At 69.6% G+C, this 24,136-nt stretch carries 26 protein-coding genes and 2 riboswitches; of the genes, 7 read left to right on the top strand and 19 right to left on the bottom strand.

Features of this window, described 5'->3' with window-relative positions; genetic code table 11:
• Positions 1-13 precede the first annotated feature (13 nt).
• Together QF027_RS33590 and QF027_RS33585 are read right to left on the bottom strand one after the other, a co-directional pair.
• Positions 14-712: an SDR family oxidoreductase gene (locus QF027_RS33590; protein ID WP_306976061.1), complete on the bottom strand. Its 699-nt coding sequence runs from the start codon at positions 710-712 to the stop codon at positions 14-16.
• Positions 713-727: 15 nt separating this feature from the next.
• Positions 728-1,267, bottom strand: a complete 540-nt coding sequence (locus QF027_RS33585) for an LOG family protein (protein WP_307078867.1) — start codon at positions 1,265-1,267, stop codon at positions 728-730.
• Positions 1,268-1,317: 50 nt separating this feature from the next.
• Here QF027_RS33585 and QF027_RS33580 point away from each other — a divergent pair, with 50 nt between their 5' ends.
• Both QF027_RS33580 and QF027_RS33575 read left to right on the top strand, forming a co-directional pair.
• The gene (locus QF027_RS33580; protein WP_057616345.1) at positions 1,318-1,641 is read left to right on the top strand and encodes a DUF427 domain-containing protein; all 324 of its coding nucleotides are present in this window, start codon (positions 1,318-1,320) and stop codon (positions 1,639-1,641) included.
• A 37-nt stretch (positions 1,642-1,678) separates the two neighbouring features.
• Positions 1,679-2,461 carry an alpha/beta fold hydrolase gene (locus QF027_RS33575; RefSeq protein ID WP_307078865.1) on the top strand — a complete coding sequence of 261 codons (783 nt, stop codon included), beginning with the start codon at positions 1,679-1,681 and terminating at the stop codon, positions 2,459-2,461.
• 386 nt (positions 2,462-2,847) lie between these two features.
• Here QF027_RS33575 and mnmA read toward each other — a convergent pair whose 3' ends face one another.
• The gene (mnmA, locus tag QF027_RS33570; RefSeq protein WP_307078864.1) at positions 2,848-3,972 is read right to left on the bottom strand and encodes a tRNA 2-thiouridine(34) synthase MnmA; all 1,125 of its coding nucleotides are present in this window, start codon (positions 3,970-3,972) and stop codon (positions 2,848-2,850) included.
• A gap of 60 nt (positions 3,973-4,032) precedes the next feature.
• On the opposite strand from mnmA, the gene QF027_RS33565 reads away from it, so the two are divergent.
• Both QF027_RS33565 and QF027_RS33560 read left to right on the top strand, forming a co-directional pair.
• On the top strand, positions 4,033-4,698 hold the full coding sequence (locus QF027_RS33565; protein ID WP_306976070.1) for an N-acetylmuramoyl-L-alanine amidase: 666 nt from the start codon (positions 4,033-4,035) through the stop codon (positions 4,696-4,698).
• Positions 4,699-4,898: 200 nt separating this feature from the next.
• The gene (locus QF027_RS33560; protein ID WP_306976071.1) at positions 4,899-6,422 is read left to right on the top strand and encodes a multicopper oxidase family protein; all 1,524 of its coding nucleotides are present in this window, start codon (positions 4,899-4,901) and stop codon (positions 6,420-6,422) included.
• Positions 6,423-6,511: 89 nt separating this feature from the next.
• On the opposite strand, the gene QF027_RS33555 is transcribed toward QF027_RS33560, so the two are convergent.
• The 3 genes from QF027_RS33555 to QF027_RS33545 all read right to left on the bottom strand — a co-directional run bounded on the left by QF027_RS33555 (position 6,512) and on the right by QF027_RS33545 (position 8,214).
• Positions 6,512-7,681, bottom strand: coding sequence for a cysteine desulfurase family protein (locus QF027_RS33555; RefSeq protein ID WP_307078862.1), 1,170 nt, complete (start codon positions 7,679-7,681; stop codon positions 6,512-6,514).
• Positions 7,682-7,747: 66 nt separating this feature from the next.
• On the bottom strand, positions 7,748-8,014 hold the full coding sequence (locus QF027_RS33550) for a DUF4190 domain-containing protein (protein WP_306976075.1): 267 nt from the start codon (positions 8,012-8,014) through the stop codon (positions 7,748-7,750).
• Positions 8,015-8,049: 35 nt separating this feature from the next.
• Complete coding sequence (locus QF027_RS33545; protein WP_106409937.1) at positions 8,050-8,214, bottom strand: hypothetical protein; 165 nt, start codon at positions 8,212-8,214, stop codon at positions 8,050-8,052.
• Between the two features lie 133 nt (positions 8,215-8,347).
• On the opposite strand from QF027_RS33545, the gene QF027_RS33540 reads away from it, so the two are divergent.
• Entirely contained in the window at positions 8,348-8,974 is a 627-nt protein-coding gene (locus QF027_RS33540; RefSeq protein WP_307078860.1) for a TetR family transcriptional regulator, read from the top strand.
• A 74-nt stretch (positions 8,975-9,048) separates the two neighbouring features.
• On the opposite strand, the gene QF027_RS33535 is transcribed toward QF027_RS33540, so the two are convergent.
• A complete protein-coding gene (locus QF027_RS33535) occupies positions 9,049-9,420 on the bottom strand; it encodes a hypothetical protein (protein ID WP_307078857.1) in 372 nt (123 codons plus the stop codon).
• A gap of 114 nt (positions 9,421-9,534) precedes the next feature.
• Positions 9,535-9,687, bottom strand: coding sequence for a hypothetical protein (locus tag QF027_RS49720; protein WP_373430945.1), 153 nt, complete (start codon positions 9,685-9,687; stop codon positions 9,535-9,537).
• A 162-nt stretch (positions 9,688-9,849) separates the two neighbouring features.
• Between QF027_RS49720 and QF027_RS49715 the strand changes: the two genes are divergently transcribed.
• The gene (locus QF027_RS49715; protein ID WP_373432445.1) at positions 9,850-10,080 is read left to right on the top strand and encodes a hypothetical protein; all 231 of its coding nucleotides are present in this window, start codon (positions 9,850-9,852) and stop codon (positions 10,078-10,080) included.
• Between the two features lie 165 nt (positions 10,081-10,245).
• Here QF027_RS49715 and QF027_RS33525 read toward each other — a convergent pair whose 3' ends face one another.
• Positions 10,246-11,100, bottom strand: coding sequence for a thioesterase family protein (locus QF027_RS33525; RefSeq protein ID WP_307078855.1), 855 nt, complete (start codon positions 11,098-11,100; stop codon positions 10,246-10,248).
• Between the two features lie 148 nt (positions 11,101-11,248).
• Here QF027_RS33525 and QF027_RS33520 point away from each other — a divergent pair, with 148 nt between their 5' ends.
• On the top strand, positions 11,249-12,469 hold the full coding sequence (locus QF027_RS33520) for an alpha/beta hydrolase (RefSeq protein ID WP_306976084.1): 1,221 nt from the start codon (positions 11,249-11,251) through the stop codon (positions 12,467-12,469).
• Here the strand turns inward: QF027_RS33520 and QF027_RS33515 are convergent.
• The 10 genes from QF027_RS33515 to QF027_RS33470 form a co-directional block, all read right to left on the bottom strand.
• On the bottom strand, positions 12,378-13,034 hold the full coding sequence (locus QF027_RS33515; protein WP_266527251.1) for a trimeric intracellular cation channel family protein: 657 nt from the start codon (positions 13,032-13,034) through the stop codon (positions 12,378-12,380). The two genes, QF027_RS33520 and QF027_RS33515, sit on opposite strands and share 92 nt — an antisense overlap.
• 23 nt (positions 13,035-13,057) lie before the next feature.
• Positions 13,058-14,449 (bottom strand): M1 family metallopeptidase, encoded by a 1,392-nt coding sequence (locus QF027_RS33510; protein WP_307078853.1) that lies wholly within the window; start codon positions 14,447-14,449, stop codon positions 13,058-13,060.
• A 97-nt stretch (positions 14,450-14,546) separates the two neighbouring features.
• On the bottom strand, positions 14,547-15,971 hold the full coding sequence (locus QF027_RS33505; RefSeq protein WP_307078851.1) for an ABC transporter ATP-binding protein: 1,425 nt from the start codon (positions 15,969-15,971) through the stop codon (positions 14,547-14,549).
• Positions 15,968-17,059 (bottom strand): ABC transporter ATP-binding protein, encoded by a 1,092-nt coding sequence (locus QF027_RS33500; RefSeq protein WP_307078850.1) that lies wholly within the window; start codon positions 17,057-17,059, stop codon positions 15,968-15,970. Before QF027_RS33500 ends, QF027_RS33505 begins: the two co-directional genes overlap by 4 nt.
• Positions 17,056-18,063 (bottom strand): ABC transporter permease, encoded by a 1,008-nt coding sequence (locus QF027_RS33495; RefSeq protein WP_307078849.1) that lies wholly within the window; start codon positions 18,061-18,063, stop codon positions 17,056-17,058. Before QF027_RS33495 ends, QF027_RS33500 begins: the two co-directional genes overlap by 4 nt.
• Positions 18,064-18,132: 69 nt before the next feature.
• On the bottom strand, positions 18,133-19,881 hold the full coding sequence (locus QF027_RS33490) for an ABC transporter substrate-binding protein (protein WP_306976096.1): 1,749 nt from the start codon (positions 19,879-19,881) through the stop codon (positions 18,133-18,135).
• A gap of 59 nt (positions 19,882-19,940) precedes the next feature.
• On the bottom strand, positions 19,941-20,939 hold the full coding sequence (locus QF027_RS33485) for an ABC transporter permease (protein ID WP_306976099.1): 999 nt from the start codon (positions 20,937-20,939) through the stop codon (positions 19,941-19,943).
• Positions 20,940-21,275: 336 nt separating this feature from the next.
• On the bottom strand, positions 21,276-22,031 hold the full coding sequence (locus QF027_RS33480; RefSeq protein WP_306986522.1) for an enhanced serine sensitivity protein SseB C-terminal domain-containing protein: 756 nt from the start codon (positions 22,029-22,031) through the stop codon (positions 21,276-21,278).
• A 151-nt stretch (positions 22,032-22,182) separates the two neighbouring features.
• Positions 22,183-22,977 carry an enhanced serine sensitivity protein SseB gene (locus QF027_RS33475; RefSeq protein ID WP_306976102.1) on the bottom strand — a complete coding sequence of 265 codons (795 nt, stop codon included), beginning with the start codon at positions 22,975-22,977 and terminating at the stop codon, positions 22,183-22,185.
• Positions 22,978-23,071: 94 nt separating this feature from the next.
• Positions 23,072-23,749, bottom strand: a complete 678-nt coding sequence (locus QF027_RS33470) for an AAA family ATPase (RefSeq protein WP_307078847.1) — start codon at positions 23,747-23,749, stop codon at positions 23,072-23,074.
• 169 nt (positions 23,750-23,918) lie between these two features.
• Positions 23,919-24,015: riboswitch (glycine riboswitch) on the top strand.
• Positions 24,016-24,127, top strand: a riboswitch (glycine riboswitch).
• Positions 24,128-24,136: the final 9 nt, after the last annotated feature.

Here is a 24,136-nt window from a genome sequence, read left to right as displayed (position 1 = left end):
CCCACCGGAGCCGTCAGCGGCCCGGACGCACCGTCAGGTCGTTGATCTCCGCATCCCGCGGCAGGTCGATCGCCGTCAGGATCGCCGTGGCGACCGACTCGGGGTCGATCCACCGCGAAGGGTCGTAGTCCTTGCCCTCCTGCTGGTGGACCTTGGCCTGCATGGGACTCGCCGTGCGGCCGGGGTAGACCGAGGTGACGCGGACACCGTTCGCGTGCTCCTCGTGGCGCAGGGCGTCCGCCAGGGCCTTGAGGCCGTGCTTGGAGGCCGCGTACGCGGACCAGTCGGCGTGCGCGTTCAGCCCCGCGCCCGAGTTCACGAACACCACATGGCCCCGGGCCGCCCGGAGCTGGGGCAGGAAGTGGCGGGTCAGCTCGGCCGGAGCGATCAGGTTGACGTTCAGCTGGTGGTGCCAGGTCTTCGGGGTCAGATCACCGACCGGGCCCAGGTCGACCACACCCGCGATGTGCAGCAGGGAGTCCACCCGATCCGGCAGCGACTGGTGCGAGAAGGCCCAGCTCAGCTTGTCGGGGTCGGCCAGATCCCCGACCAGGGTCCGCGCCCCGGGGAACTCCGCCGCCAGCTCCTTCGCCCGGCCCGCGTCACGCGCGTGCAGCACGAGTTCGTCCCCGCGCGCGTGCAGACGGCGGGTCACCGCCGCACCGATGCCGGAACCCGCTCCGGTGATCACATGTGTAGCCATGTCCGCCATGCTCGCATCACGCCGTCAGCGCGTACCGAGCGACTCCTCCAGGTACGCCAGCGCCCCCACCGGCTCCTCCGCGAAGAACACCAGGTCGGTGAGCGGGCGGGGCAGGAAGCCCTCGTCCTCCATGCGCCGGAACTGCTCCTTCAGCCCGTCGTAGAAGCCCGCCGTGTTCAGCAGTACGACCGGCTTGCCGGTGTGCCCGTGCTTCTTCAGCTCCAGGATCTCGGTCGCCTCGTCGAGGGTGCCCGTGCCGCCCACCATGATCACCACGGCGTCGGCCTTCTCCAGGAGCAGTTTCTTCCGTTCGGCGAGGTCCTTCGCGATGACCATCTCGTCGACGCCCGGGCGGACCTTGGCGGCCAGGAACTCCACGGAGACCCCGACGAGCCGTCCGCCCGCGTCCTGCACCCCGTCGGCGACCACCTTCATGAGGCCCACGTCCGAGCCGCCCCACACGAGCGTGTGACCGCCCTTGCCCAGCAGCTTCGCGAACTCCCGCGCGGGACGCGTATAGCGGTCGTCGAGGTCGGCGGCGGAGAGGAAGACGCAGATTCGCATGAGGTCACCGTACGCGGGAAGAACCGGGGGCCCGCGAGCGCTTTCCCGGTATGGCCGAAGGACACACGATCACCATCGAGCAAGCCGACCAGCACGTGCGCGTGGTGCACGGCGACCAGGTCCTCGCGGAGAGCGAACGACCCCTCGTGCTGCGCGAGACGGGCTCTCCTGTGCGGTACTACCTCCCCGCCGAGGACGTACGACTCGACCTGCTGACCCCCTCCGACACCCACACCTACTGCCCCTTCAAGGGCACCGCGTCCTACTGGTCCCTGCCGGACGCGCCCGACCTGGTGTGGTCCTATCCCGAGCCGAAGCCCGCCGTCGCCGAGATCAAGGACCACCTCTGTTTCTACGAGGTCGACGTGTCCTGACCGATGATTTCCGTGCGGTGCGGCAGTCTCCACAGGCATGGACAAGAAGACCCTCTCGCGCGACGGCACGCCGATCGCATATGAACGCAGCGGACACGGCCCGGCAGTCATCCTCGTCAGCGGCGCGATGTCCACCGGCGGCACGGTCGCGCCTCTGGCCGTGCCGCTGTCCGAGCGGTTCGACGTGCTCGTGTACGACCGCCGGGGTCGCGGTGCGAGCGGCGACACGGCGCCCTACGCGGTGGCCCGTGAGGTCGAGGACCTCGCCGCACTCATCGAGGTGGCGGGCGGCGAGGCGGGCCTGTGCGGCATCTCGTCCGGCGGTGCGCTGGTCCTGGAGGCCGCGGCGAGCGGACTGCCGGTGCGCCGGGTCGCCGTGTACGAGACGCCGTACGCCGACTTCCTGGACGGCGGCGCAGAGCAGAACGCCGAGTACACCGAGAAGCTGACGGCAGCGCTCGCCGAGGGCCGACGCGGGGACGCGGTGGAGCTCTTCCTGAGGCTCACCGGCATGGGCGAGGAAATGATCCAGGGCGCCCGTCAGTCCCCCATGTGGCCCGGCATGGAGGCGGTCGCCCCGACGCTCGCCTACGACAACTCGGTCATGGCCGGCGGTCTGGTCCCCCGGGACCGGCTGGCCTCGATCACGGTCCCGTTGCTGGCGGTCGCGGGCGGCGCGAGCCCCGAGTGGATGCGCGAGGGCACCAGGGCGGTCGCGGAGGCGGCGCCGAAGGGCTCGTACCGCGTCCTGGAGGGCCAGACCCACATGGTGGACCCGACGGCCCTGGCACCGGCCCTGACGGAGTTCTTCGCGGACTGACCATCCGCCGCCCGGCACCCGCGGGTGGCGGGATGTGCCCGTGCCCGCAGGGCCCGTGGCGACCGCGCGTACCCGGCACCGCAGGCGCTCTCCCCGGGCCCTGCGGGCACGGGCGCGTGGCACCCTGACACACCCCCGTGGCGGTGCGCACGTGCCGGCACCGGCGGAAAATCCGCCCAGGCGCCCGCGGGCAGCAGCAACTGACACAGCCCAGGGCCGCACCCAGCCGCCGACACCCCCGGACCATCCGCCCCACACCCAGCAAGCACCCCCCGCGTGGCACCCCTGACACAGCCCCCGGCCGTACCCACGTGCCCGCACCGCCGGACCATCCGTCCAGGGGCCGCGCGCGGAGTTCGCTCGTGGGCCCGTGTGCCGTCGGGGGTCTAGGCCACGCCCGCCGTCACCCGCACCGTGGTCGCGATCGTCGCCGAACCCACCACGCGCGTGCCGTCGTACAGCACGATCGCCTGGCCGGGGGCCACCCCGCGGACCGGCTCGGCGAAGGAGACCTCCAGGGTGCCGTCGATCAGCTCAGCGGTCACCTCGGTCTCGCCTCCGTGGGCGCGGAGCTGGGCGGTGTAGGTGCCGCGGCCGACCGGGGACGTGCCGCACCAGCGGGGCTTGATGGCGGTCAGGGCGTTCACGTCCAGCGCGGCGGCCGGGCCGACCGTCACCGTGTTGTTCACCGGTGAGATGTCGAGGACATAGCGCGGCTTGCCGTCGGCGGCCGGGGTGCCGATCCTGAGGCCCTTGCGCTGGCCGATGGTGAAGCCGTACGCGCCCTCGTGGGAGCCGATCTTCGCGCCCGACTCGTCGACGATGTCGCCCTCCGCCCTGCCGAGGCGCGAGGCGAGGAAACCCTGGGTGTCGCCGTCGGCGATGAAGCAGATGTCGTGCGAGTCGGGCTTCTTGGCGACCGCGAGGCCTCGGCGCTCGGCCTCGGCGCGGATCTCGTCCTTGGTGGTGACCGTGTCGCCGAGCGGGAACAGGGCGTGCGCCAGCTGCTTCTCGTCCAGGACACCGAGGACGTACGACTGGTCCTTCGCCATGTCGGAGGCGCGGTGCAGCTCCCGCGAGCCGTCCGTGAGCGTGACGACCTTCGCATAGTGGCCCGTGCACACGGCGTCGAAGCCCAGCGCGAGCGCCTTGTCGAGCAGGGCGGCGAACTTGATCTTCTCGTTGCAGCGCAGGCAGGGGTTGGGGGTGCGGCCGGCCTCGTACTCGGCGACGAAGTCCTCGACGACGTCCTCGCGGAAGCGGTCGGCGAGATCCCAGACGTAGAACGGGATGCCGATGACGTCGGCGGCGCGTCGGGCGTCGCGCGAGTCCTCGATGGTGCAACAGCCACGCGCGCCCGTGCGGAACGATTGAGGGTTCGCGGAGAGCGCGAGGTGGACGCCGGTCACATCATGGCCGGCTTCGGCGGCGCGGGCGGCGGCGACGGCGGAGTCGACTCCTCCGGACATGGCGGCGAGTACACGAAGAGGGCGCGGCGTGGTGTCAGTCATAACCCCTCCAGGGTACGGGGGCGCGGGAACCGAAGCCCACGAGTATCCGTTGACGATCACATGGGGGAGAAACAGGCATCCGCGGACGGCGACCGGCGCATCGGACGCCGGGCCCTGCTCATCGGCGGGACGGCGGCGGCCGTGGGCTCGGCGGTGCTGGCCCGCGACGAGTTGGCGCGGCTGTGGTGGCGGGCGCCGGGTGTGGAGAAACCGCGTGTCGAGGGCGCGGTCGACTTCCGCGGCGCGCAGTGGGTCTCCGCCTCGGACGCGAACTGGCGGCGGGCGGACCGGCCCGACGACTACGGCATAGACATGGTGATCATCCATGTCACCCAGGGCAGCTTCGCCAGCGCGGTGAAGGTGTTCCAGGACCCGGGGCACGGCGCGGCGGCGCACTACATCGTCCGCAAGGACGGGCACATCACGCAGATGATCCGCGAGCTGGACGTGGCGTTCCACGCGGGCAACCGCGCCTACAACGAACGCAGTGTGGGCATCGAACACGAGGGATTCGTCGACCGGCCCGAGGACTTCACGGACGAGATGTACGCGGCTTCGGCGCGGCTCACGGCCGGGATATGCGCGCGGTACGCCATACCCGTCGACCGCGAGCACATCATCGGCCATGTGGAGGTGCCGGGCACGGATCACACCGACCCGGGCGAGCACTGGGACTGGGAGCGTTACATGCGGCTGGTGCGGAAGGTGCCGAGTGCCTCCGCCTAGCCACGAACATTCCGTTTGGTTATGAACATTCGGCCAAGACCGCACGCCCGACATGTCCTGCATGCCGATCATGACCTGCGGACCGTCAACTTGGCTTCTTTCCAATGGAGTTGATCTGAGGACCGCCCTCACAGCTTCCCGGGCCCGCACCTAGCTTCATCCCAGTCCTCACACAGCCCCTACGTCGAGGCTCCCCGGCCATGACACACACCACAGACGGCCTGGGGGCCAAGTCCGAGCACTCCAAGGAGAGCAGAGGCCACAAGAAGGGTCTGCACCGGCGCAAGTTCCTCGGCGGAATGGCCGGGGTGGGCCTCGGGGCCGTGGGGGCGGCAGGCGCCGCCTTCTCCCTGCTGACCGAGGGCACCCGCAGCAAGGCGGCCGCCGCGACGGACGGCACCCTCACCATTCCGGACCTGCTGGAGGGCACCACCTCCGACGGCACCACCACCTTCACCCTGGCGGCACAGACCGGCACCGCCGAGGTGCTCAGCGGCGTCACCAGCAGCACCGCGGGTTACAACCAGTCGTTCCTCGGCCCCACCCTGAAGTGGACCAAGGGCGACACCGTGCTGCTGAACATCACCAACAGCCTCACCGAGGACACCACCGTCCACTTCCACGGCGCCCATGTCCCGCCCACCATGGACGGCGGCCCGCAGAACGCCTTCTCCGCCGGGACGACCTGGTCCCCCACCTTCACGGTCCTGGACGAGGCCAAGACCCTCTGGTACCACCCGCACGCCCTGGGCACCACGGCCAAGCAGGCCACCCACGGCCTGGCCGGGATGATCATCGTCGAGGACGACTCCGACACGTCCGCCGCGCTGCCCGGCGACTACGGCGTCGACGACATCCCGCTCGTCTTCCAGTGCCTGGCCGTGGACAGCGCCGGAGACATCAAGTACGACCAGGCCGGCTATCTCAGCTCCGGCCTCAGCTTCCCGCTGCTGGTGAACGGCGAGAACGTCGACGACACCACGCTCACCTTCGCCGCCACCAAGACCCGCAACCGCTTCCGCGCGCTCAACGCCTCGCCGTCGGACATCATCACCCTCCAGCGCAGCGACGGCGGCACGCTGACCCAGATCGCCACGGACCAGGGCTATCTGACGGAGGCGGCCGAGGTGACCACCATCCGGCTGGTGGCCGGCGCCCGCGCCGAGTTCGTCATGGACGTCAGCGAGGACGTCACGCTCCAGGCCGTCGTCACGACGGGCTGGATCCGCGGCGGCTCCGGTACGTACGACTTCCTCACCGTCGCGGCGGGCGGCACCGACACCCCGGACGACCTGCCGAGCTCGCTCAACACCATCGAGCGGTACGACACCTCCGACTTCACGGCACGCACCATCACCCTCAGCAACACGGGTGCGACCATGAAGATCAACGGCTCTGCCGGGCTCACCATGGCCGGCATGACCATGATCAGCACCACGCTGGGCGCGAAGGAGATATGGACGATCACCAACGCCAGCCAGCTGGAGCACTCGTTCCATCTGCACGACGTGCCCTACCAGCTCGTCTCGATCAACGGTGAGGAGCCGACCGGCGTCGACCTCGGCTGGTACGACACGTTCGAGGTCGTAGGCGGCGGCGAGATCGTGATCGCGATGGAGTTCACCGACTTCGCCGACGACACGTACATGTACATGCTCCACTGCCATCTGCTCCAGCACGAGGACGAGGGAATGATGGCCTCCCTCATGGTCACGGAGAGCTGACCGCAACAGACGGTCTCTCCAGACCTCGTCAGCGGGCTGCCGCCGGCAGCGGAATTGCCGGCGGCAGCGCACCGCGCCACAGCCGCGCGTTACGTCAGTCCCGCCGCGCGGGCGCGTTCCACCGCGGGGCCGATGGCCTTCGCGACCGCCTCGACGTCCGCCTCGGTGGAGGTGTGGCCGAGGGAGAAGCGGAGGGTGCCGCGGGCCAGGTCGGGCTCGGTGCCGGTGGCCAGCAGGACGTGGCTGGGCTGGGCGACGCCCGCGGTGCAGGCGGAGCCGGTGGAGCACTCGATGCCCTGGGCGTCCAGGAGCAGCAGCAGGGAGTCGCCCTCGCAGCCGGGGAAGGTGAAGTGGGCGTTGGCCGGGAGACGGCCCCCGGGCGCCGGGTCGCCGCCGAGGATCGCGTCCGGGACCGCCGTACGGACCGCCTCGACCAGGGCGTCGCGCAGGGCGCCGATCTCGAGCTCGAACCACTCGCGCTGCTCGGCGGCGAGGCGGCCGGCCACCGCGAAGGAGGCGATGGCGGGGACGTCGAGGGTGCCGGAGCGGACATGGCGCTCCTGGCCGCCTCCGTGCAGGACCGGGACGGGGGTCCACTCGCGGCCGAGGACAAGGGCGCCGATGCCGTACGGGCCGCCGATCTTGTGACCGGAGACCGTCATCGCGGCGAGGCCGGAGGCGGCGAAGTCGACGGGGACCTGGCCGAAGGCCTGGACGGCGTCGGCGTGCAGTGGGACGCCGAACTCCGCGGTGACGTCGGCGAGTTCGCGGACCGGCAGGACCGTGCCGATCTCGTTGTTGGCCCACATGACCGTGGCCATGGCGATGTCGTCGGGGTCGCGGGCGATCGCCGCGCGCAGGGCGTCGGGGTGGACCCGGCCGTACTTGTCGACGGGGAGGTACTCGACGGTGGCGCCCTCGTGTTCGCCGAGCCAGTGGACGGCGTCGAGGACGGCGTGGTGTTCGACGGGGCTCGCGAGAACCCGCGTCCTTGCGGGGTCCGCGTCGCGCCGGGACCAGTACAGGCCCTTCACGGCGAGGTTGTCGGCCTCCGTGCCGCCCGAGGTGAAGACGATCTCGCTGGGCCGGGCACCGAGCGCCTCCGCGAGGGTCTCGCGGGATTCCTCGACCGTGCGGCGGGCCTTGCGGCCGGATGCGTGGAGGGAAGAGGCGTTGCCGGTGGCGCCGAGATGCGCGGTGAGTGCCTCGACCGCCTCGGGGAGCATCGGGGTGGTCGCGGCGTGGTCGAGGTATGCCATGGTGACGCCGATTCTACGGGTCGCATGTGAGCACCCTCAGGCCAGGACCGGCCGATGCCGGCGGCGTCAGAGGTTCCAGGACACCGTGCTGTCCGCCTGCATGAAGGCCACCAGGACCAGCAGGTCGGCCACTCCGAGACCGAGGCCCAGGTAGGCACGGCCGCGGCGGGTGGTGCCGCGCCACAGGGCCACCGAGGCCAGGACGATGGCGATCGGGCCGAGGAAGACATTCAGGACGAGAAGGCCGAGGAGGCCGAGGACGAACGACGCCACGGCCATGCCGTCGGCATCGCGGGCGCCGGTGCGGGAGGAGGCCTGCGCGGTGAGCTGCATGGTGATCAGTGCTCCTGGGGACGGTGGGACGGCGGTCAGTGGGCCGAGGTACGGCGGCGGCCGTGGCGCTCGCGGAGCGCGAAGATGCCCAGCCAGACGGCGATCACGACGGCGGCGACGGCGGTGAAGGTGAGCGGCGCGTGGGCGACGGTGCCCAGGACCACGCCGAGCAGCATGAGTGCGGCGACGAGGAACAGCATGGGACGGATCCCCCTCCGAGATGGCTGTCGTTACGTTTGGGTGAACAGTTGTAGTTACAGTTGTTCACTGACTCCAGAGTCTAGCGCGTCACACCGCTTTCCAATTACGGAGAACAGTTGTTAACTGGATGACATGAGTCACACCCTCGGCATCCGGCAGGCACAGAAGCAGAAGACCCGACAGGCGCTCCTGGACGCGGCGTTGGCCCTGCTGGAGGACCAGAGCCTGAGCAGCCTCGGCCTGCGCGAGGTCACGCGTGCCGTCGGCGTCGCCCCGACCGCCTTCTACCGGCACTTCCGCTCCATCGCGGATCTCGGCGCGGCTCTGGTCGAGGAGGCGCTGGGCAGCCTGCACCCGATGATCCGGACGACGGTGTCCGCAGCCGACGACCACACTCAACGCATCAAGCGCGCCATCGAGTTGATCGCCGGTCATGTAGACGCGTACCCCGCCCATGTCCGTTTTATCGCCCGGGAGCGACATGGCGGAGTCCAGCCGGTCCGGGAGGCCATCCGGGACCAACTCGCCCGGTTCGGGCAGGGGGTGAAGGACGAACTGGCCAAGGACCCGGTGTCCGAGGGCTGGAGCGAGGACGACCTGCTGATGCTGGCCAACCTGTACGTCGACCAGATGCTGATCACGGCCTCACTCTTCCTGGAGGCCCTGGAGGCGTCACCGGAGGAGCGGGAGCGCGTCTGCCAGGTGGCGGAGCATCAGATGCGCCTGATCAGCATCGGCCGCGAACACTGGCTGGACTAGGGCTGTTTCGGCAACGCACAGGGGCGGCACCCCCGTTCACCGGGAGGCACCGCCCCTGTCGAACGACGTCGGGGTCAGCTCTTCGTCGCCGCCGCACTCGGCGCACCGCTGGGCGCACCGCTCGGGGCCGCGCCGCCGTCGGGACCACCGCAGCCGCCCATGCCGCCGCCGGGGCCGCCCTGGCCGCCGGGGCCGCCGCTCGGCATCCCTGAGGGGTTGCCGCTGGGCGCGCCCGACGGCTTCGCGGTCGCGTTGCCGGTGGGAGCACCCGAGGGGGCACCGCTCGGCATTCCGGAGGCGTTGCCGGTCGGGGCCTGACAGTTCTGCTGCCGGCCCGAGGTGCCGCTGTTCGAGGTCGACGACGAGTCGCCCGAGCCACAGGCCACCAGGGCGAGGGGCGAGAGCGCCAACAGGGCCACGGCGGGGAGGAGACGCACACGCTTCATGAGAGACAGCTCCAGGGAGGATGAGGAAGTCCTGAGGTCGGGAACTCTCGCAACGGCCCCTGAGCCTTCCTTGAGTCCGGCCTGTCCCCCGCCTGTGCGCAAGGCAAAGCGCGGCTAAAGCAGCCCCTCCGAGCTGGCGTTCTGCGCGGACCGCTCACCTGCTCGCTGGTACATGCCCGTGACAGAAGCGGCCGCGCGGGTCAGGCCGAGCCGGTCGCGCAACACCTCCCAGACGTCGGCGAGTTCGACACCGGGCCGGCGCTTCACGGGTCGTCCGGAAGAGCCTACGTGCGGGTCTCCCGCTCCCCACTGTGCCGGTAGCGCAGTCGCAGCCCGCGGGCGGAGAAGACGGCGCCCTCAAGGGCCACCAGGTCGACGGACCGCCGGGGTCCCCCCCTTCCTGCGTGTGGCGTCGGACCAGGATGCGGCGTGAGGTGGCCCCGGCGGCCGGGCGGTGCGGGGGGGCAGCGCGGCCCTCACCTTGCGCAGCGCCGAGCCGAGGGCCGAGTTCAGGCCGAGGGCGGCGTGGGCGCCCTGGGCGGCCGGGATGACCAGGGCGCGGGTCCCGTCGGCGGTCAGGCTCGTGACGTCCGTACGGAAGCCGACGAGGAATTCGACGCCACCGTGCCGCCCGCGCTCGGCGCAGACCGGGACACCTGAGGTGGGAGGGCTTGGATGTCCCGGAGACGGTCGGACTCCACCGGAAAGGATCTCGCGTGACCCAGCGCCGTGGCCCGCGAAGTCGTGTGCCGGCTGCGGGCCGTGTGTGGCTGGTCGCGCCCCGCGGCGGAGCCGCATATCGAAGCAGCCCCGCCCCTGGGTGGGTCAGGGCAACCTGACCCTGGCAAGTTGACGCGACTGTGCCACCAACCTGTCCGCGCTGTCCCAGACCTCCGCGTCCTCCTCCAGGAAGCCGCCGGCGAGGTTGCGGGTGGTGATGGACACGCGCAGCGGGCCGGGGGCCGGGCGGCAGCGGACGTGGACGGTGAGTTCGACCGTGGGCACCCAGCCCTTGAGGCCGATCTCGAAGGCGGTGGGCGGGAGCGCGTCCACCGCGAGGAGCAGCGCGAAGGGGTCGGCGTCGCGGCCGTCGGCGAGCCCGAACCAGGACCGCATCTCACCCTTGCCGGACGAGGCGCCGAGGGCCCAGCCCAGGGTCGACGGGTCCAGCTTGAGCATCAGCCGGTCGGTGATGGCGGAGCTGCCGTCGACGGGGGCGGGCCCGTCCTGGGGGCCGATGCACTGGTCCATCGGCGGGATCGCGGGCGGCTTCGCCGTCGTACGGACGTCGTCGGGAAGGGAGCCGAGGTCACCGTAGGAGGCGAGGACGCGGATGCGCTCGACCTCCTTGCCGTCCTCGTCGTACTGGAAGAGCGAGGCCTGGCCGGTGGAGAGGGTGCGGCCGGTGCGGACCACGTCCGTGCGGACCAGTGCGGGTCCGGGCTGGGACGCGGTCAGGTAGTGCGCGGAGATCGTGAACGGGTCGGCGTGCGGCAGGGCGTCCGCGAGGGCGCGGCCCAGGACCGCCAGCAGGTAGCCGCCGTTGACGGCGCTGATGATCGTCCAGCCCGCGGAGAGGTCGATGTCGTAGACGCCGGGTGCGCGGCGGGTGACCGCGGTGTCCCGGTCGAACTCGCTGTCGCCGATGGTGGCACGCGTGGCGGAGGCTGCTTCTGGCATGCCTGAACGGTACAACAACCAACTACTAAGCGGTAGCTTTTGCCACGTCACCGACAGGCGGCCGGCCCAGGTGAGACCCGGGCAATTCTTCGGTAAGTGTCCGCACTCGTCCGTAAACCCCTGACCCGGCATCCCCCTCTACAGGGGCATGAGCCTCACCGGGACCGCGTTCCTCTACACGCTGATCGTGCTGTCCGTCGTCGCCCTCGTGCTGCCGCTCGCCCTGTGGTCGCGGCTGCGGGGCCCGCGGATCGTACGCGCCGCCGCCCGCGTACTGATGGTGCTGTTCGCCCAGGGCACGGCCGTCGGCCTCGTCTTCGCGGTGGTCAACAACCAGAACAACCTGTACGACAACTGGGCCGACCTGCTCGGCACCGGCAACCACGTCCAGCAGGCCGCGAACCTGGGCGCCGACGGCACCGGAGGCATCTCGCTGAAACGACTGCCCAGGGTGGCGCAGCACTTCACGAAGGCCACCGGACCCGGGATGCACGGCGTACGGGTGACCCAGCTCAAGGGCCGGGTCTCGGGCGTGAACGCCGAGGTCTACATCTGGCTGCCGCCGCAGTACGGCACGCCCGCCTACCGGCACCACAAGTTCCCCGTGGTGGAGCTGCTGTCGGGCTATCCGGGCTCGGCGAAGGCCTGGTTCGGGTCACTGCACGCGGTGAACCAGCTGCGGCCGCTGATGCGGGAGGGCCGGGTGGCGCCCTTCATCCTGGTCGCCCCGCGCATGAACCTGCTGGCCGGGGTGGACACCGGCTGCGCCAACATCACGGGCACGGTGAACGCCGACACCTGGCTCAGCGTCGACGTGCCGAAGATGGTCACCGACAACTTCCGCGCCCAGGCCGGTCCCGCGGGCTGGGCGGTGGCCGGGTACTCGGCGGGCGGGCACTGCGCGACCAAGCTCGCCGTCGCCCATCCCGACCGCTACCGGGCCGCGGTCAGCATGTCGGGCTACAACGACCCGATCGCCGAACGCAACTCGCTGGCCGCCGAGACCCCCGCCCTGCGCCGCGCCAACAACCCCTACCTGCTGCTGCGCGAGGCCCGCACCCCACCCGCGATCGCGCTCTACCAGTCCGGCCAGCCGGGCGACGGCTACGAGGCGGCCACCGGTCTCGAACAGATCGCGAAGGCGCCGACCACCGTGCACGTCGTCTACATCCCGAAGAGCGCCGGCGGCCACAACATGGCGTTGTGGCGGCCGCAGGTGGTCCCGGTGTTCCAGTGGCTGACCGAGGAGATGGGGCTGCTGCACGGCCGGGCGGGCACTACTCCTCACGCACGGTCGAGCGCCGGTTCCACGCCCGCGGAGCTCGCCAGTGGAACCGCATCGCGAGCAGGCGCAGTACGAAAGCGGTGAGGGCCGCGAGCCCGCTGGTGAACGGAGAGAGTGCGTCGTAACGGATGCACAGGGCGACCATGGTGGCGCCGACGATCGCCGGTACCGCGTACAGGTCGCGGTCCCACCGCAGCAGCGAGGGCACCTCGTTGGCGAGCACGTCCCGCAGGACACCGCCGCCGACGGCGGTGGCGAGACCGAGAGTGACGGACTGGGTGAGGCCGAGTCCGTACTCGTACGCCTTCGTCGTCCCGGCGACGCAGAACAGTCCGAGGCCGGCCGCGTCGAAGACGTTCACACCGGCCTGGATGCGCTCCACGTGCGGGTGCAGGAAGAAGACCAGGAGGGCGGCGAGCAGCGGGGTGACGAAGTAGCCCAGGTCCGTGAAGGCGGCGGGCGGTACCGCGCCGATGATCAGGTCCCGGAACAGCCCTCCGCCCAGCGCGGTGACCTCGGCGAGTACGGCGATGCCGAAGACGTCGAAGTTCTTGCGGACGGCCAGCAGCGCGCCGGAGATGGCGAACACGAAGATGCCGACGAGGTCGAGCGTGTGCTGGACGGAGGGGCTGAACAGTTGCTGGAGCACACCGCATTCTTGCGCAGGGGCTTTTACCGGGCCGGTTTGCCCGTCGTGAAGAGCCAGGTGCGGAACAGGTCGTCCAATTGCTGTCCGCTGACCTTCTCCGCGAGGCGGATGAAGTCGGCGGTGTCGGCGTTGCCGTAGCGGTGGAGCGTGGTCCAGGCCGGCAGCAGCTTGAAGAACGCCTTGTCACCGATCCGTTCGCGCAGCACCTGGAGGGTCATCGCGCCGCGCTGGTAGACCGCGGACGCGAACATCGTGTCGCGCTGCGGGTCGCCGACGGTGATCTGCCAGAACGGGTTGTCGGCGGGGCGGGCGTCGTAGCCGGCGAGGAAGGAGTCGTGGGCGCTGCGGGTGCCCTTGTGCTCGGCCCACAGCCACTGGGCGTAGGTGGCGAAGCCCTCGTTGAGCCAGATGTCCTTCCAGTGCGCGACGGAGACCGAGTCACCGAACCACTGGTGGGCGAGCTCGTGCACGATCGTGGTCTCGTTGCGCACCGCCGAGTACACCGGCTTCGACTGCACCTCCAGCGAGAACCCCGCCTGCGGCATGTCGTCGACGATCGCGCCGGTCTCCTCGAACGGGTACGGCCCGAAGACCTGCGACCAGTAGTCGGTGGCCTCGGCGGTCACGCCGTACACGTCGACGTTGTTGCTGTTCTCCAGCACCGGGTCGATGGCGGTGTAGATGGGGATGCCGCCCGGCGTCGTCCCGGTGCGGACGTCGAACTTCCCGATGGTGGCGGTCGCGAGGTAGGTCGCCATCGGCTTCTTCTCGCGCCAGTGGGTGTACGTCGAACCGCCCTTGTCGTACGTCGACACGAGCCGGCCGTTGGAGACCGCGGTCAGGCCCTTGGGGGTTCTGATGCGGATGTCGTAGGTGGCCTTGTCGGAGGGGTGGTCGCTGGACGGGAACCACGTGGAGGCGGCGTTGGGTTCACAGGCGACGAAGACGCCGTCGGGGGTCTTCATCCAGCCGTAGTCGGAGCCGAAGACGATGGGGCCGCTGAGAGGTTCGGGGACACCGCCGTAGCTGACGGCGACCGTGAAGTCGTGGCCCTTGCGCAGGGATTGGCGCGGGGTGATGCGGATCTCGTCGCCGTCACGTGTGAACTGGGCGCGTCTGCCGTTCACTTCGACCCTCGTGACCTCGAGTTTCTGGAGGTCCAGGTCGAAGGAGGAGAGGTTCCGGGTGGCGCGGGCCGTGAGTGTCGTACGGCCGTCCAGACGGTCGGTGTCCGGGTTGTACGCCACGTCGAGGGTGTAGTGGCGGGCGTCGAAGCCGCCGTTGCCGAGGAGCGGGAAGTAGGCGTCTCCTATGCCGGGGGCGCCGGGGGCGGGGCCTGGGGAGGCCGCGATGACAAAGAAGGAAGCCGCCGCGGTCGCGACGGCTCCTAAGCGTGCCGAACGGGAGAGTCTCATGGTGTCGTCCCTTCGAGCGTGTGCCGATCAGTCGGACACGGACGACTCTTCACTCTCCCCTTCGGGCATGTGCATGACTTTGCCAACTCGTCATGCGTTACTTGTCGGTTGACTCCTGACCGGGGCCTTCCGGTTCATCGGCCGGCTGCGGGTCGGTGGGGGCTGTTCGCGCCCCCTCGGCGGTAGCCGCAGATTCGACACCGCCCCGCGCCCCTGCGTCGGCCGACTCACCCGTCTTGAGAGGCGCGGTGGGTGTGGTCTTGGCGCCTGGACCCGTCTTTGCGGCCACTGCCTCGGTATCCGCCGCGACCACTGCCTCCGGCTTCTCCGCCGTCTCCGCGGAAGCCTCGACAACGGCCTCCCGAGCGCCCTTCACCTCCGCCGCGACCGCCGCCGACGTCTCCGCCGACTCCGCGAGGGCCTCCTCGGCGACCAGCGCGGCCGCCTCCTTGGCCACCGACAGGAGCACGGTGTCCTGCGGGGCCTGGTCCTCGAAGTTCTCCGGGTGGTGGCAGGCCACGCGCTGGCCGGGGCGCAGCTCGACCAGCTGGGGCTCGGTCGTCCTGCAGATCTCCGTGGCCTTCCAGCACCTGGTGTGGAAGCGGCAGCCCGAGGGCGGGGAGATCGGGGACGGGACGTCGCCGCGCAGCAGGATGCGTTCCGACTTGGCGCCGCGGCGCTTCGGATCCGGCACCGGGACCGCCGACATCAGGGCCTTGGTGTACGGGTGCATCGGCGCCTCGTAGAGCGAGGTGCGGTCGGCGAGTTCGACGATCTTGCCGAGGTACATCACCGCGATGCGGTCCGAGACATGCCGTACGACGGACAGGTCGTGCGCGATGATCACGTACGTGAGGCCGAGCTCCTCCTGGAGGTCGTCCATCAGGTTCACGACCTGCGCCTGGATCGACACGTCGAGGGCCGAGACCGGCTCGTCCGCCACGACCAGCTTGGGCTTCAGGGCCAGGGCCCGCGCGATGCCGATGCGCTGGCGCTGGCCTCCCGAGAACTCGTGCGGATAGCGGTTGTAGTGCTCGGGGCTCAGCCCGACCAGCTCCAGCAGGCGCTGGACCTCCTTCTTCACCCCGCCCTCGGGCTCCACGCCCTGGAGCCGGAACGGCGCCGAGACGATTCCGCCGATGGTGTGCCGGGGGTTCAGGGAGCCGTACGGGTCCTGGAAGATCATCTGGATGTCCCGCCGCAGCGGACGCATCCCGGCCGCGTTCAGCCGCGTGATGTCCTGGCCCTCGAAGTGGATCGAACCGCCGGTCGGCTCCTGGAGGCGGGTGATGACCCGGCCCATGGTCGACTTGCCGCAGCCCGACTCGCCGACCACGCCGAGGGTCTCGCCCTTGCGCACCTCGAAGTCGATGCCGTCGACCGCCTTGACCGCGCCGACCTGGCGCTGGAGGACGCCCTTGCGGATCGGGAAGTGCTTCTGGAGGCCCTCGACCTTGAGCAGTATCTCGCGCTCGTCGGGGGCGGCCGTCACGTCCGCGTCCGTCTTCTTCGTCTCACTCACAGCTTCGGCGCAATCTCTTCGGTCCAGATCCGCGTGCGGTCCTCCGGCGAGAGGTGGCACGCGGAGAAGTGCCCGCCGCCGACCTGCTGGAGCTCCGGGCGCACGGTACGGGTGACATCGCCCTTGGGGATGTCCGCGTACGGGCAGCGGGGGTGGAAGGCGCAGCCCGAGGGGACGTTGATGAGGCTCGGCGGCTGACCCTTGACGGGGATGAGCCGCTCGGAGGTCTCCCGGTCGATGCGCGGCATCGAGCCGAGCAGACCCCAGGTGTACGGGTGCTGCGGCCGCTCGAAGACGTCGTCGACGCTGCCCCGCTCCACGCACCGGCCGCCGTACATCACGAGGACGTCGTCGGCGATCTCGGCGACCACACCCAGGTCGTGGGTGATGAGGACGACCGCGGAGCCGAACTCCTTCTGCAGGTCCCGGATGAGGTCGAGGATCTGCGCCTGGACGGTGACGTCGAGGGCGGTCGTCGGCTCGTCCGCGATGAGCAGTTCGGGGTTGTTGACGAGCGCCATGGCGATCATCGCGCGCTGGCGCATACCGCCGGAGAACTCGTGCGGGTAACCGTCCACGCGCTTGGCCGGCTCGGGGATGCCGACCCGGTCGAGCATCTCGATCGCCCGCTTGCGGGCGATCTTCTTGCTGACGTCGTTGTGGACCCGGTACGCCTCCACGATCTGGTTGCCGATCGTGTAGTACGGGTGCATCGCGGACAGCGGGTCCTGGAAGATCATCGCCATCTCGCGGCCGCGCAGCCGGCGCACCTCGTCGGGGTCGGCGGAGACCAGTTCCTTGCCGTCCAGCCAGATCTCGCCGGACATCTGCACGTGCTTGCCCTGCGCCCCGAGCCGGTGCAGGCCCATGATCGCCAGCGAGGTGACGGACTTGCCGGAGCCCGACTCGCCCACGATGCAGAGGGTCTTGCCCTTCTCCACCTGGAAGCTGAGCCCGTCGACGGACTTGACCAGGCCGTCGTCGGTCGGGAAGTGCACCTTGAGATCGCGGACCGCGAGGAAGGCGTCGGGGGCGTTCCCGGGTGCCGGCTCGCCCAGGGCGGCACCGGTCTTGGAGAGTTCGGTCACGAGAGCCTCACCCGCGGGTCGGCGGCGGCGTACAACAGGTCCACCAGGAGATTTGCGACTACGACGAAGAAGGCGGCGAGCAGGGTGACGCCGAGGATCGGGGGCAGGTCGTTGTCGGTGATGCCCTGGACCGCGTACTGGCCGATGCCGGGCAGCGAGAACACCGTCTCGGTGATCACGGCGCCGCCGAGCAGCAGACCGAGGTCCATGCCGAAGACGGTGATGATCGGGGTCAGCGCGGCCCGCAGCCCGTGCCGGGCCACGACGTTGCGCTCCCGCAGGCCCTTGGCGCGGGCCGTGCGGATGAAGTCCTCGTTCATCGTCTCCATCATGCCGGAGCGGGTCAGCCGCGCGTAGATGGCGGAGTACAGCAGTGCCAGCGAGCACCAGGCCGGGAAGAGTGTGTTGGCCCACTGGGCCGGATTCTCGGTGAACGGTACGTAGGTTCGCCCGAAGATCGGCCACTGGTAGGTGAAGAGCAGCAGCGCCAGGTTGCCCGTGAAGAACATGGGCAGCGAGACACCGGCGAGCGCGACGCCCATGAAGGCGCGGTCGAAGAAGCTGCGGGGCTTGAGCGCGGAGATCACACCGATCACCACACCGGACACCAGCCACATCACGGCGGCACCGGCGGCCAGCGAGACGGTCACCGGAAGGCGCGAGGTGAGCTGTGGCCACACCGCGACGTGGTTCTTGAAGGAGTAGCCGAAGCACGGCGCGTCACAGTGTGCCGTGGTGGGGCCCAGGTCATAGGTGGCGCCGGCCACGATCCCCTTGATGAAGTGCCAGTACTGGGCGTACAGGGGTTCGTCCAGACCGAGGTTCTGCTTGACCGCGGCGATGTCGGCCTTCGTCGGACTCTTTCCGATGTACTGCTGCGCGAGCTGGTCGGCGGTCTGGCCGGCCATCCGCGGCAGCAGGAAGAAGATCGCGAAGGTGACCGCGGTGACGACCAGCAGCAGGATCACTGCTGCGAACGTCCGACGGAGGATGTACGAGATCACGGGGACCGGCGCTGGTGCCCGCGGGCCGCGAGGCCCACGGGCACCAATGCCTTCACCTGCCTTCCGGGGCTACTTCTTGGTCGTGCCGATGTTGAGGTAGTCGTACTGACCGCTGAAGGCCGACGTGGACACCAGGTTGGTGAAGCCCGTCGGGCGGTACAGCAGGACCTTGAAGTAGGTCAGCGGGACGAGCGCCGCCAGGTCCATCGCACGCTTGTCGATCTCGGCGTACTGGCTGTTGCGCGCGGTCTCGTCCTCGGTGGCGATGGCCTTCGCCAGCGCCTCGTTGATCTGCTTGTCGTCGAGGTACGAGAGGTTGGTGTTACCGGACGTGCCGATCGCACCGCCGTTCAGGATCTGCTGGAGGAAGCCGTAGCCGCCCGGCCAGTCGGCACCCCACTGCATCATGTGCAGACCGATGTTCTGCTTCTTGTCGAACGACGGCACACCCGCGTAGTCGGTGAAGTACTTGCCCGACGGGTACTGCTTCAGGCTGGCGTTGATGCCGACCTTCTTCAGCGAGGCGATGATCGCGGTGGCCGCGTCGATCTCCTGCGGACGGTCGCTGCGCGCCGAGATGTTGGTGCTGATCGTCGTCTTGCCGCAGGCCTTCAGCTGCTCCTTGGCCTTGGCGACGTCACCCTTGTTGCCGGTCGTGGCGTAGACGTCCGCCTTCTGGTAGCCGGGGATGTCCGGCGGCAGGACGGTGGTGGCGACGTCTCCGCGGATCGGGCCACCCTCGGCGGTCTGCACGGAGACCTTGTCGACGGCGTACTCGACGGCCTTGCGGCACTCGACCTTGTCGAACGGCGCGACCTGGGTGTTGATCGCCAGGTAGACCAGACGGCCACCGTAGGCGTTGTCCGTGTTGGCCTTCAGGTTGGCGTCGTTGACGACCTTGGCCTGGGTCGCGGCCTGAACACCGGTACCGGCGAGCTCGATCGCGTCACCGGCCTGGACGTCCTGGTCGATGGTCTCCGGGTTGACCTTCAGCTTGACGACGATCTTGTCCGGGTACTGCTTGCGCAGCGGGTCGGTCTTCGGGTCCCAGTTCTCGTTGCGGACGAGGACAGCCTGCTTGCCCTCGTCGTAGCTCTGGAACTTGTACGAGCCCGAGGACACGATGCTCTTGATGTAGTCGATGCCCGTGTCCTTGGCCTGCGGCACCGGAGCCGTCTGCGGCGTCGCGACCAGGTAGTCGAACTCCTGGAAGGCGGTGTTGAGCTTGAAGACGATCGTGGTGTCGTCCGGCGTCTCGATGGACTTCAGGCCCTCGGCGCTCTTGTCCTTGTAGGGGCCCTTGTAGTCCTTGCCGCCCACCAGGAACTGCTGGAAGTAGTTCGGACCGAGGGAGAGCACGTCACGCGCGAAGTTGGAGCGCTCGACGGCGTACTTGACGTCCTTCGAGGTGATCGCGGTGCCGTCCTGGAACTTCAGGCCCGAGCGCAGCTTGTACGTCCAGGTCTTGCCGCCGTCGCTGGGCTGGCCCGCGCTCGCGGCGAGGTCCGGGACCAGCGTGTTGCCCTCCTCGCCCGGACCGGGCTTGAAGGTCATCAGCGGGCGGGCGTACAGCCGGCTGAGGTTGTACATGTAGGCGTAGTACGTGTTGCCGGGGTCGAAGGAGTCCGGCACGTCCGACAACTCGTACGTGACCGTCCCACCCTTCTGGGTGGAGGCATTGACGACGCCCTTGGTCGCTGCGTTGGCCCCAGCCGACTTGTTCCCGTCTCCACCGTTGTCATCGGCTTTGCTGCAAGCCGAGAGCAACAGGCTCGCACTGCCGATGGCCGCCACTGCGGCCAGCGCTGACCTTCGCATGATGGTCTGCTTCCCCTTCAATTGTCGGAAATCTTGTGGTCTCTCAGCGCGGTCGCGGGTCAGCGGCTGCGCGGGTCGAGAGCGTCGCGGAGACCGTCGCCGAGCAGGTTGAACGCCAGCACGGTCACGAAGATGGCCAGACCAGGCACGATCATGAACTGCGGGTCGACCTGGTAGAAGTCGACCGCCTGGTTGATCATGCCGCCCCAGGAGGCCTGGGGGGGCTGGATGCCGACGCCGAGGAAGCTCAGCGACGCCTCGAAGAGGATGTTGGTCGGGATGAGCAGCGTCGAGTAGACGATGATCGGGCCGACAAGGTTCGGCAGCAGCTCCCGGAAGAGGATGTACGGCCCCCTGGCCCCCATCCCGCGCGAGGCGTCGACGAACTCCCGCTCGCGCAGGGCCAGCGTCTGGCCTCGCACGATGCGGCCCAGGTAGGGCCAGTTGAAGAAGCCGATCACGAAGATCAGCACGCTGATGTGCAGCGGCAGACCCTCGAGCCCGAAGGCACCGCCCTGGAGCGTGGCCGAGATGGCGATGGCGAACAGCAGCAGCGGGAACGCCAGGAAGGTGTCCATCAGCCGGCTGATGATCGTGTCGACCCGCCCGCCGTAGTAGCCGGCGACCACGCCGAGCACGGCGCCGATCGTGTTGGACAGGATCGTGGCGCCGAAGGCGACGACCAGCGAGACCCAGGAGCCCTCGAGGATGCGGGTGGCGATGTCGCGGCCGAACTTCGGCTCCACGCCGAGCGGGTGGGACCAGCTCATGCCGCCGAAGTCGCCCTTGGGCAGCGAGGTGTTGGGGTCGATCAGATCCTGGTGCAGGGCGTTCGGGTCCAGGCCGAACATGGCCTGGATGGGCCGGGAGAGCACCGCGAGCAGGATCAGCAGGATGACGATCACGCCGCCGGCGACCGCCACCTTGTCCTTCTTGAACCGGGACCAGGCGATCTGCCCCAGGGAACGGCCCTCGATCTGCCCCTTGTCGACGCCGACGAGGACAGCCTCCGGCTGCGCCTCGGCCTGCGCCCCGGTGGTCTCGATCGGTGCGGTCACAGTGACCCGACCCCTCTCGCCGGTGGTGACCGGCCTACACCTGCCGTGGATTACGGCTTTGTCGACTTGCTCAGCTCGCAGGGAACGTCTGATCCTGCGTCTGCCTGGGGAGTCTTCAGCTTCGCTGCGATCACCCGCCAGGCCTGGCGAAGAAAGTATGCGTAACCGTGATGCAGTACGAGGGATTCCGTTATCCGAACAACGGGTAACGCCCCTCGGACGCATGTTAGTTGGGACAGAACGGCACAATAGGCGACCTTCGCGACGATCCGCCGCTATCTACGCGCGAAGAAATGTGGCTGTTACGTAAACGAGTCGAACAGGTAGTTGTAGCTCTCAGTAACCACCACGGGGCGGTGGGTAGCCGTACCCGGACACTGGGGCCTGCGCGGGGGATCCGTGGGCCTCGCGGTCGTAGAAGGGGCGGGCACCGGCACGCATCCACAGCGCCACCGGGTCGTAGTCGTCGGACATCGCCACGGTCGACACCGGGAGCCCGTCCGGGACGGCGCCGATGGACTGCTGCATCATCGCGCGCACCGAGTCCACGGCCGAGGGACTGGTGTCGTACACGTCCAGGCCGATCGCGAGATACGGCGCACCGAGCGCCGGCTGCACCCAGGCGCGGCGCAGTGAGCGGACCGCCGGGGTGCGGTGGGCGTTCTGCACGAGCAGCGCGTAGAACTGGGGGATCTCGATGCCGGGTTCCGACAGCCTGAGCGGCCCCGCGGGCTGGCGCTCGAGGCCGGTGGCGATGCGGCGCAGATCGAGCCAGGGAATGCCGAGGCCGCCGCCGGGGGCGTGCGGGTTGAGCCAGAGGCCGTACTGGTCGGGGTAGAGGGTGCGGGCCACGTCGATGCCGTCGACCACTTCGTACGAACGGTTCCAGCCGCTGGCGCTCAACTCCTGGGCCGAGGTCACACAGGGGGCGTAGCCGTAGCCGTCGACCTCCATGTTCCCGTACTGGGCGTCCGGGGAGCCGGCCTGGCCGTGCCACAGGAGCATCCAGATCTGGCCGGAGTTCGGGGTCGCCAGGGCGCGCAGCAGTGCCTCGTAGGCGTCGTAGCGCCCGGGGGTCACCTGGCGCAGCATGTGCTCGACCTGGTCGGTCGTGGTGGCGCTCACCCTGTATCGCCCCTTCTTGGAAGTTGCCCCGAGTAGGAGACCAGCTTAAGCGCCCACGAGCTCGGGACCTGTGGGCCGTTGGCGGGTGCGGGTCGCCTGTCCCCGACAGGTTGTCCCGCTAGCCCTGGGTATAGAAGGGGCGTACCTGTTCGCGCATCCAGTGGCCCACCGGGTCGTCCGCCACGTCCAGCAGAACCAGGTTGACCGGCCAGGGAACCGGAGTCGTCCCCAGGGCCCTGCCGAGGGCGTCCATCGGGAGGGTGCGCAGATCGCCCTCCCACTGGGAGAGTTCGACGCCCACGAACATCACCGGGTCGGCCGTCTCGATCGCGGCCAGGCAGCGGCGGGCCGTGAGGACCACTCCCGTGGCCGCGAACTCGGCCGACGCGGCTGCCAGGAAGTCGACCGGGTCGTCCTGCCAGTCCGGCTCGTAGAGCTTGACCCGGCCACCGGTGTTGGGGCCGTCCAGCGGGGTGCGGCCCACGCGGCAGAGGTCGGCGACCGCGGCCGGCGGGAGGGGGACGCCGACCACCCCGTCGGGGTTCACCGCGATGCCCACGTGCGGGGGCAGGCCGCGGGCGAACTCGACCGCCGGGGCGATGGTGTACGACAGATGGCTGCCGACGACCTGGCGGAACTGCTCCTCGGAGCTGAAGACCGGGACGAAGGCCTGACCCGCGATCTCCAGGGTGGGCAGATCGAGGGGGCCGCTGTGCGGACCGCCGCCGTTCGGCAGGGGGATCCAGACGAAGCTGCGGCCCAGCACCTCGATGATCCGCCCGCCCGCCGAGGGCATGCCGAGGGAGGCCGAGAGCACCTCCTCCAGTTCGTTGCCGGGCCATCCGCCGTGCGGATGAGGGTGCGGGTGTGCCGGTGCTGGAAAGTCCGCGGGAAGATCCGCCGGGAAGTCCATCTGTGTGACCGCCTGCTGTGAACCTACTGATGTGGCTGAAAGGCTAGCGGGTACGGCGGAAAGGTGGCTCGGCCCGGGAAACCCGTCGTCCGCGTCAGCCCGTGAAGCCGATCCGCCGCAGCACGTCCGCGGCGTCCCGGTCGATCAGCACCGCCGAACCGCAGCCCTGTGGCAGGTCACCGCGCTCCACGGAGCGGATCAGCCGGGAGGCAGCGCCCCGGTGCCGCAGGAAGGCGTACCGCGAGACGCCTCGGCCGCGCTCGCGCTGGCCCTCCAGCGCGGTGTCCGCCGTGACGTCGAGCAGCAGCAGGTGCAGGGTGCCGCCCCGGCGCCGGGCCTCGCGGGCCAGCCAGCCGCGCACCCAGGCCTGCGTCCCGCAGTCGTGGACCACGACTCCCTCGCCGGAGCGCAGGGCACCGCGCAGTCCGGCGTAGTGCGCGAGCCGGACCAGGGGGCGGTAGACGGCGTACGGCAGTAAGCGGGACAGCCGGCCGTCCCAGCGGTCACGGGTGTCCTGGGAGTCGATCCGGATCCCGCCCACCGCCCGCCTCATCAGCGTGGACTTGCCGCTGCCGGGCAAGCCGGTGATGACGACGAGGTCCTTGGGGCCGAAGAGCAGAGCGCGCGGACTGCGGCCCCCGCGGTCGCGCAGGTCGCGGACGACCGGGGCCGCGTGGCACGCGCCGCGGAGCTGGACGGCCGGGGCCGCAGGCTGCTCCGGCAGCGCGACGCCCGAGGTCGTCGCGTACGCCGTGGTCCTGTCCACCGTCATCGTCCTCCTCCGGGGTCGGGGTCTCCCTCCCCACCGAGCGTAAAGAGAAGGTAATGGACGATCTCTCGCTTTTCTGTAGTCGTACCGCCACAAGCTGGTTACAGACGCTGCCCTGCCGGACGCGTGCGCGGCGTGCAATGATGTCCGCGCCAACTGCATACCGGCCGCTTGAATCCGCGCGGGAGAGTCCTGGGTACGTGTACCCGGGCGCCGAAGGAGCAAGTCCCTCCCTTGAATCTCTCAGGCCCCGTTACCGCGCGGGCGAGGCACATCTGAAAAGCGGGCCGCCGATTCGAAGGCGGCTCCACCCACGGTGCAAGCCCGGATCATTTCGTGATCAGGGCGAACCTCTCAGGTTCCGATGACAGATGGGGAGGAAAGACCTCG

Origin of the sequence: Streptomyces canus (assembly GCF_030816965.1) — a bacterium.
Classification (GTDB): domain Bacteria; phylum Actinomycetota; class Actinomycetes; order Streptomycetales; family Streptomycetaceae; genus Streptomyces; species Streptomyces canus_E.
This window is presented reverse-complemented; position numbering and strand designations above follow the sequence as displayed.

Excerpts from the sequence above, each read along its gene's own strand:
- QF027_RS33555 (WP_307078862.1), bottom strand. The coding sequence starts at position 7,681 with ATGGCATACCTCGACCACGCCGCGACCACCCCGATGCTCCCCGAGGCG.
- QF027_RS33550 (WP_306976075.1), bottom strand. The coding sequence starts at position 8,014 with ATGCAGCTCACCGCGCAGGCCTCCTCCCGCACCGGCGCCCGCGATGCC.
- QF027_RS33575 (WP_307078865.1), top strand. The coding sequence starts at position 1,679 with ATGGACAAGAAGACCCTCTCGCGCGACGGCACGCCGATCGCATATGAA.
- QF027_RS33560 (WP_306976071.1), top strand. The coding sequence starts at position 4,899 with ATGACACACACCACAGACGGCCTGGGGGCCAAGTCCGAGCACTCCAAG.
- QF027_RS33470 (WP_307078847.1), bottom strand. The coding sequence starts at position 23,749 with ATGACGGTGGACAGGACCACGGCGTACGCGACGACCTCGGGCGTCGCG.
- QF027_RS33510 (WP_307078853.1), bottom strand. The coding sequence starts at position 14,449 with ATGAGACTCTCCCGTTCGGCACGCTTAGGAGCCGTCGCGACCGCGGCG.
- QF027_RS33475 (WP_306976102.1), bottom strand. The coding sequence starts at position 22,977 with ATGGACTTCCCGGCGGATCTTCCCGCGGACTTTCCAGCACCGGCACAC.
- mnmA (WP_307078864.1), bottom strand. The coding sequence starts at position 3,972 with ATGACTGACACCACGCCGCGCCCTCTTCGTGTACTCGCCGCCATGTCC.
- QF027_RS33580 (WP_057616345.1), top strand. The coding sequence starts at position 1,318 with ATGGCCGAAGGACACACGATCACCATCGAGCAAGCCGACCAGCACGTG.
- QF027_RS33490 (WP_306976096.1), bottom strand. The coding sequence starts at position 19,881 with ATGCGAAGGTCAGCGCTGGCCGCAGTGGCGGCCATCGGCAGTGCGAGC.
- QF027_RS33585 (WP_307078867.1), bottom strand. The coding sequence starts at position 1,267 with ATGCGAATCTGCGTCTTCCTCTCCGCCGCCGACCTCGACGACCGCTAT.
- QF027_RS33480 (WP_306986522.1), bottom strand. The coding sequence starts at position 22,031 with ATGCTGCGCCAGGTGACCCCCGGGCGCTACGACGCCTACGAGGCACTG.
- QF027_RS33545 (WP_106409937.1), bottom strand. The coding sequence starts at position 8,214 with ATGCTGTTCCTCGTCGCCGCACTCATGCTGCTCGGCGTGGTCCTGGGC.
- QF027_RS33535 (WP_307078857.1), bottom strand. The coding sequence starts at position 9,420 with ATGAAGCGTGTGCGTCTCCTCCCCGCCGTGGCCCTGTTGGCGCTCTCG.
- QF027_RS33540 (WP_307078860.1), top strand. The coding sequence starts at position 8,348 with ATGAGTCACACCCTCGGCATCCGGCAGGCACAGAAGCAGAAGACCCGA.
- QF027_RS33520 (WP_306976084.1), top strand. The coding sequence starts at position 11,249 with ATGAGCCTCACCGGGACCGCGTTCCTCTACACGCTGATCGTGCTGTCC.
- QF027_RS33590 (WP_306976061.1), bottom strand. The coding sequence starts at position 712 with ATGGCGGACATGGCTACACATGTGATCACCGGAGCGGGTTCCGGCATC.
- QF027_RS33565 (WP_306976070.1), top strand. The coding sequence starts at position 4,033 with ATGGGGGAGAAACAGGCATCCGCGGACGGCGACCGGCGCATCGGACGC.
- QF027_RS33525 (WP_307078855.1), bottom strand. The coding sequence starts at position 11,100 with ATGCCAGAAGCAGCCTCCGCCACGCGTGCCACCATCGGCGACAGCGAG.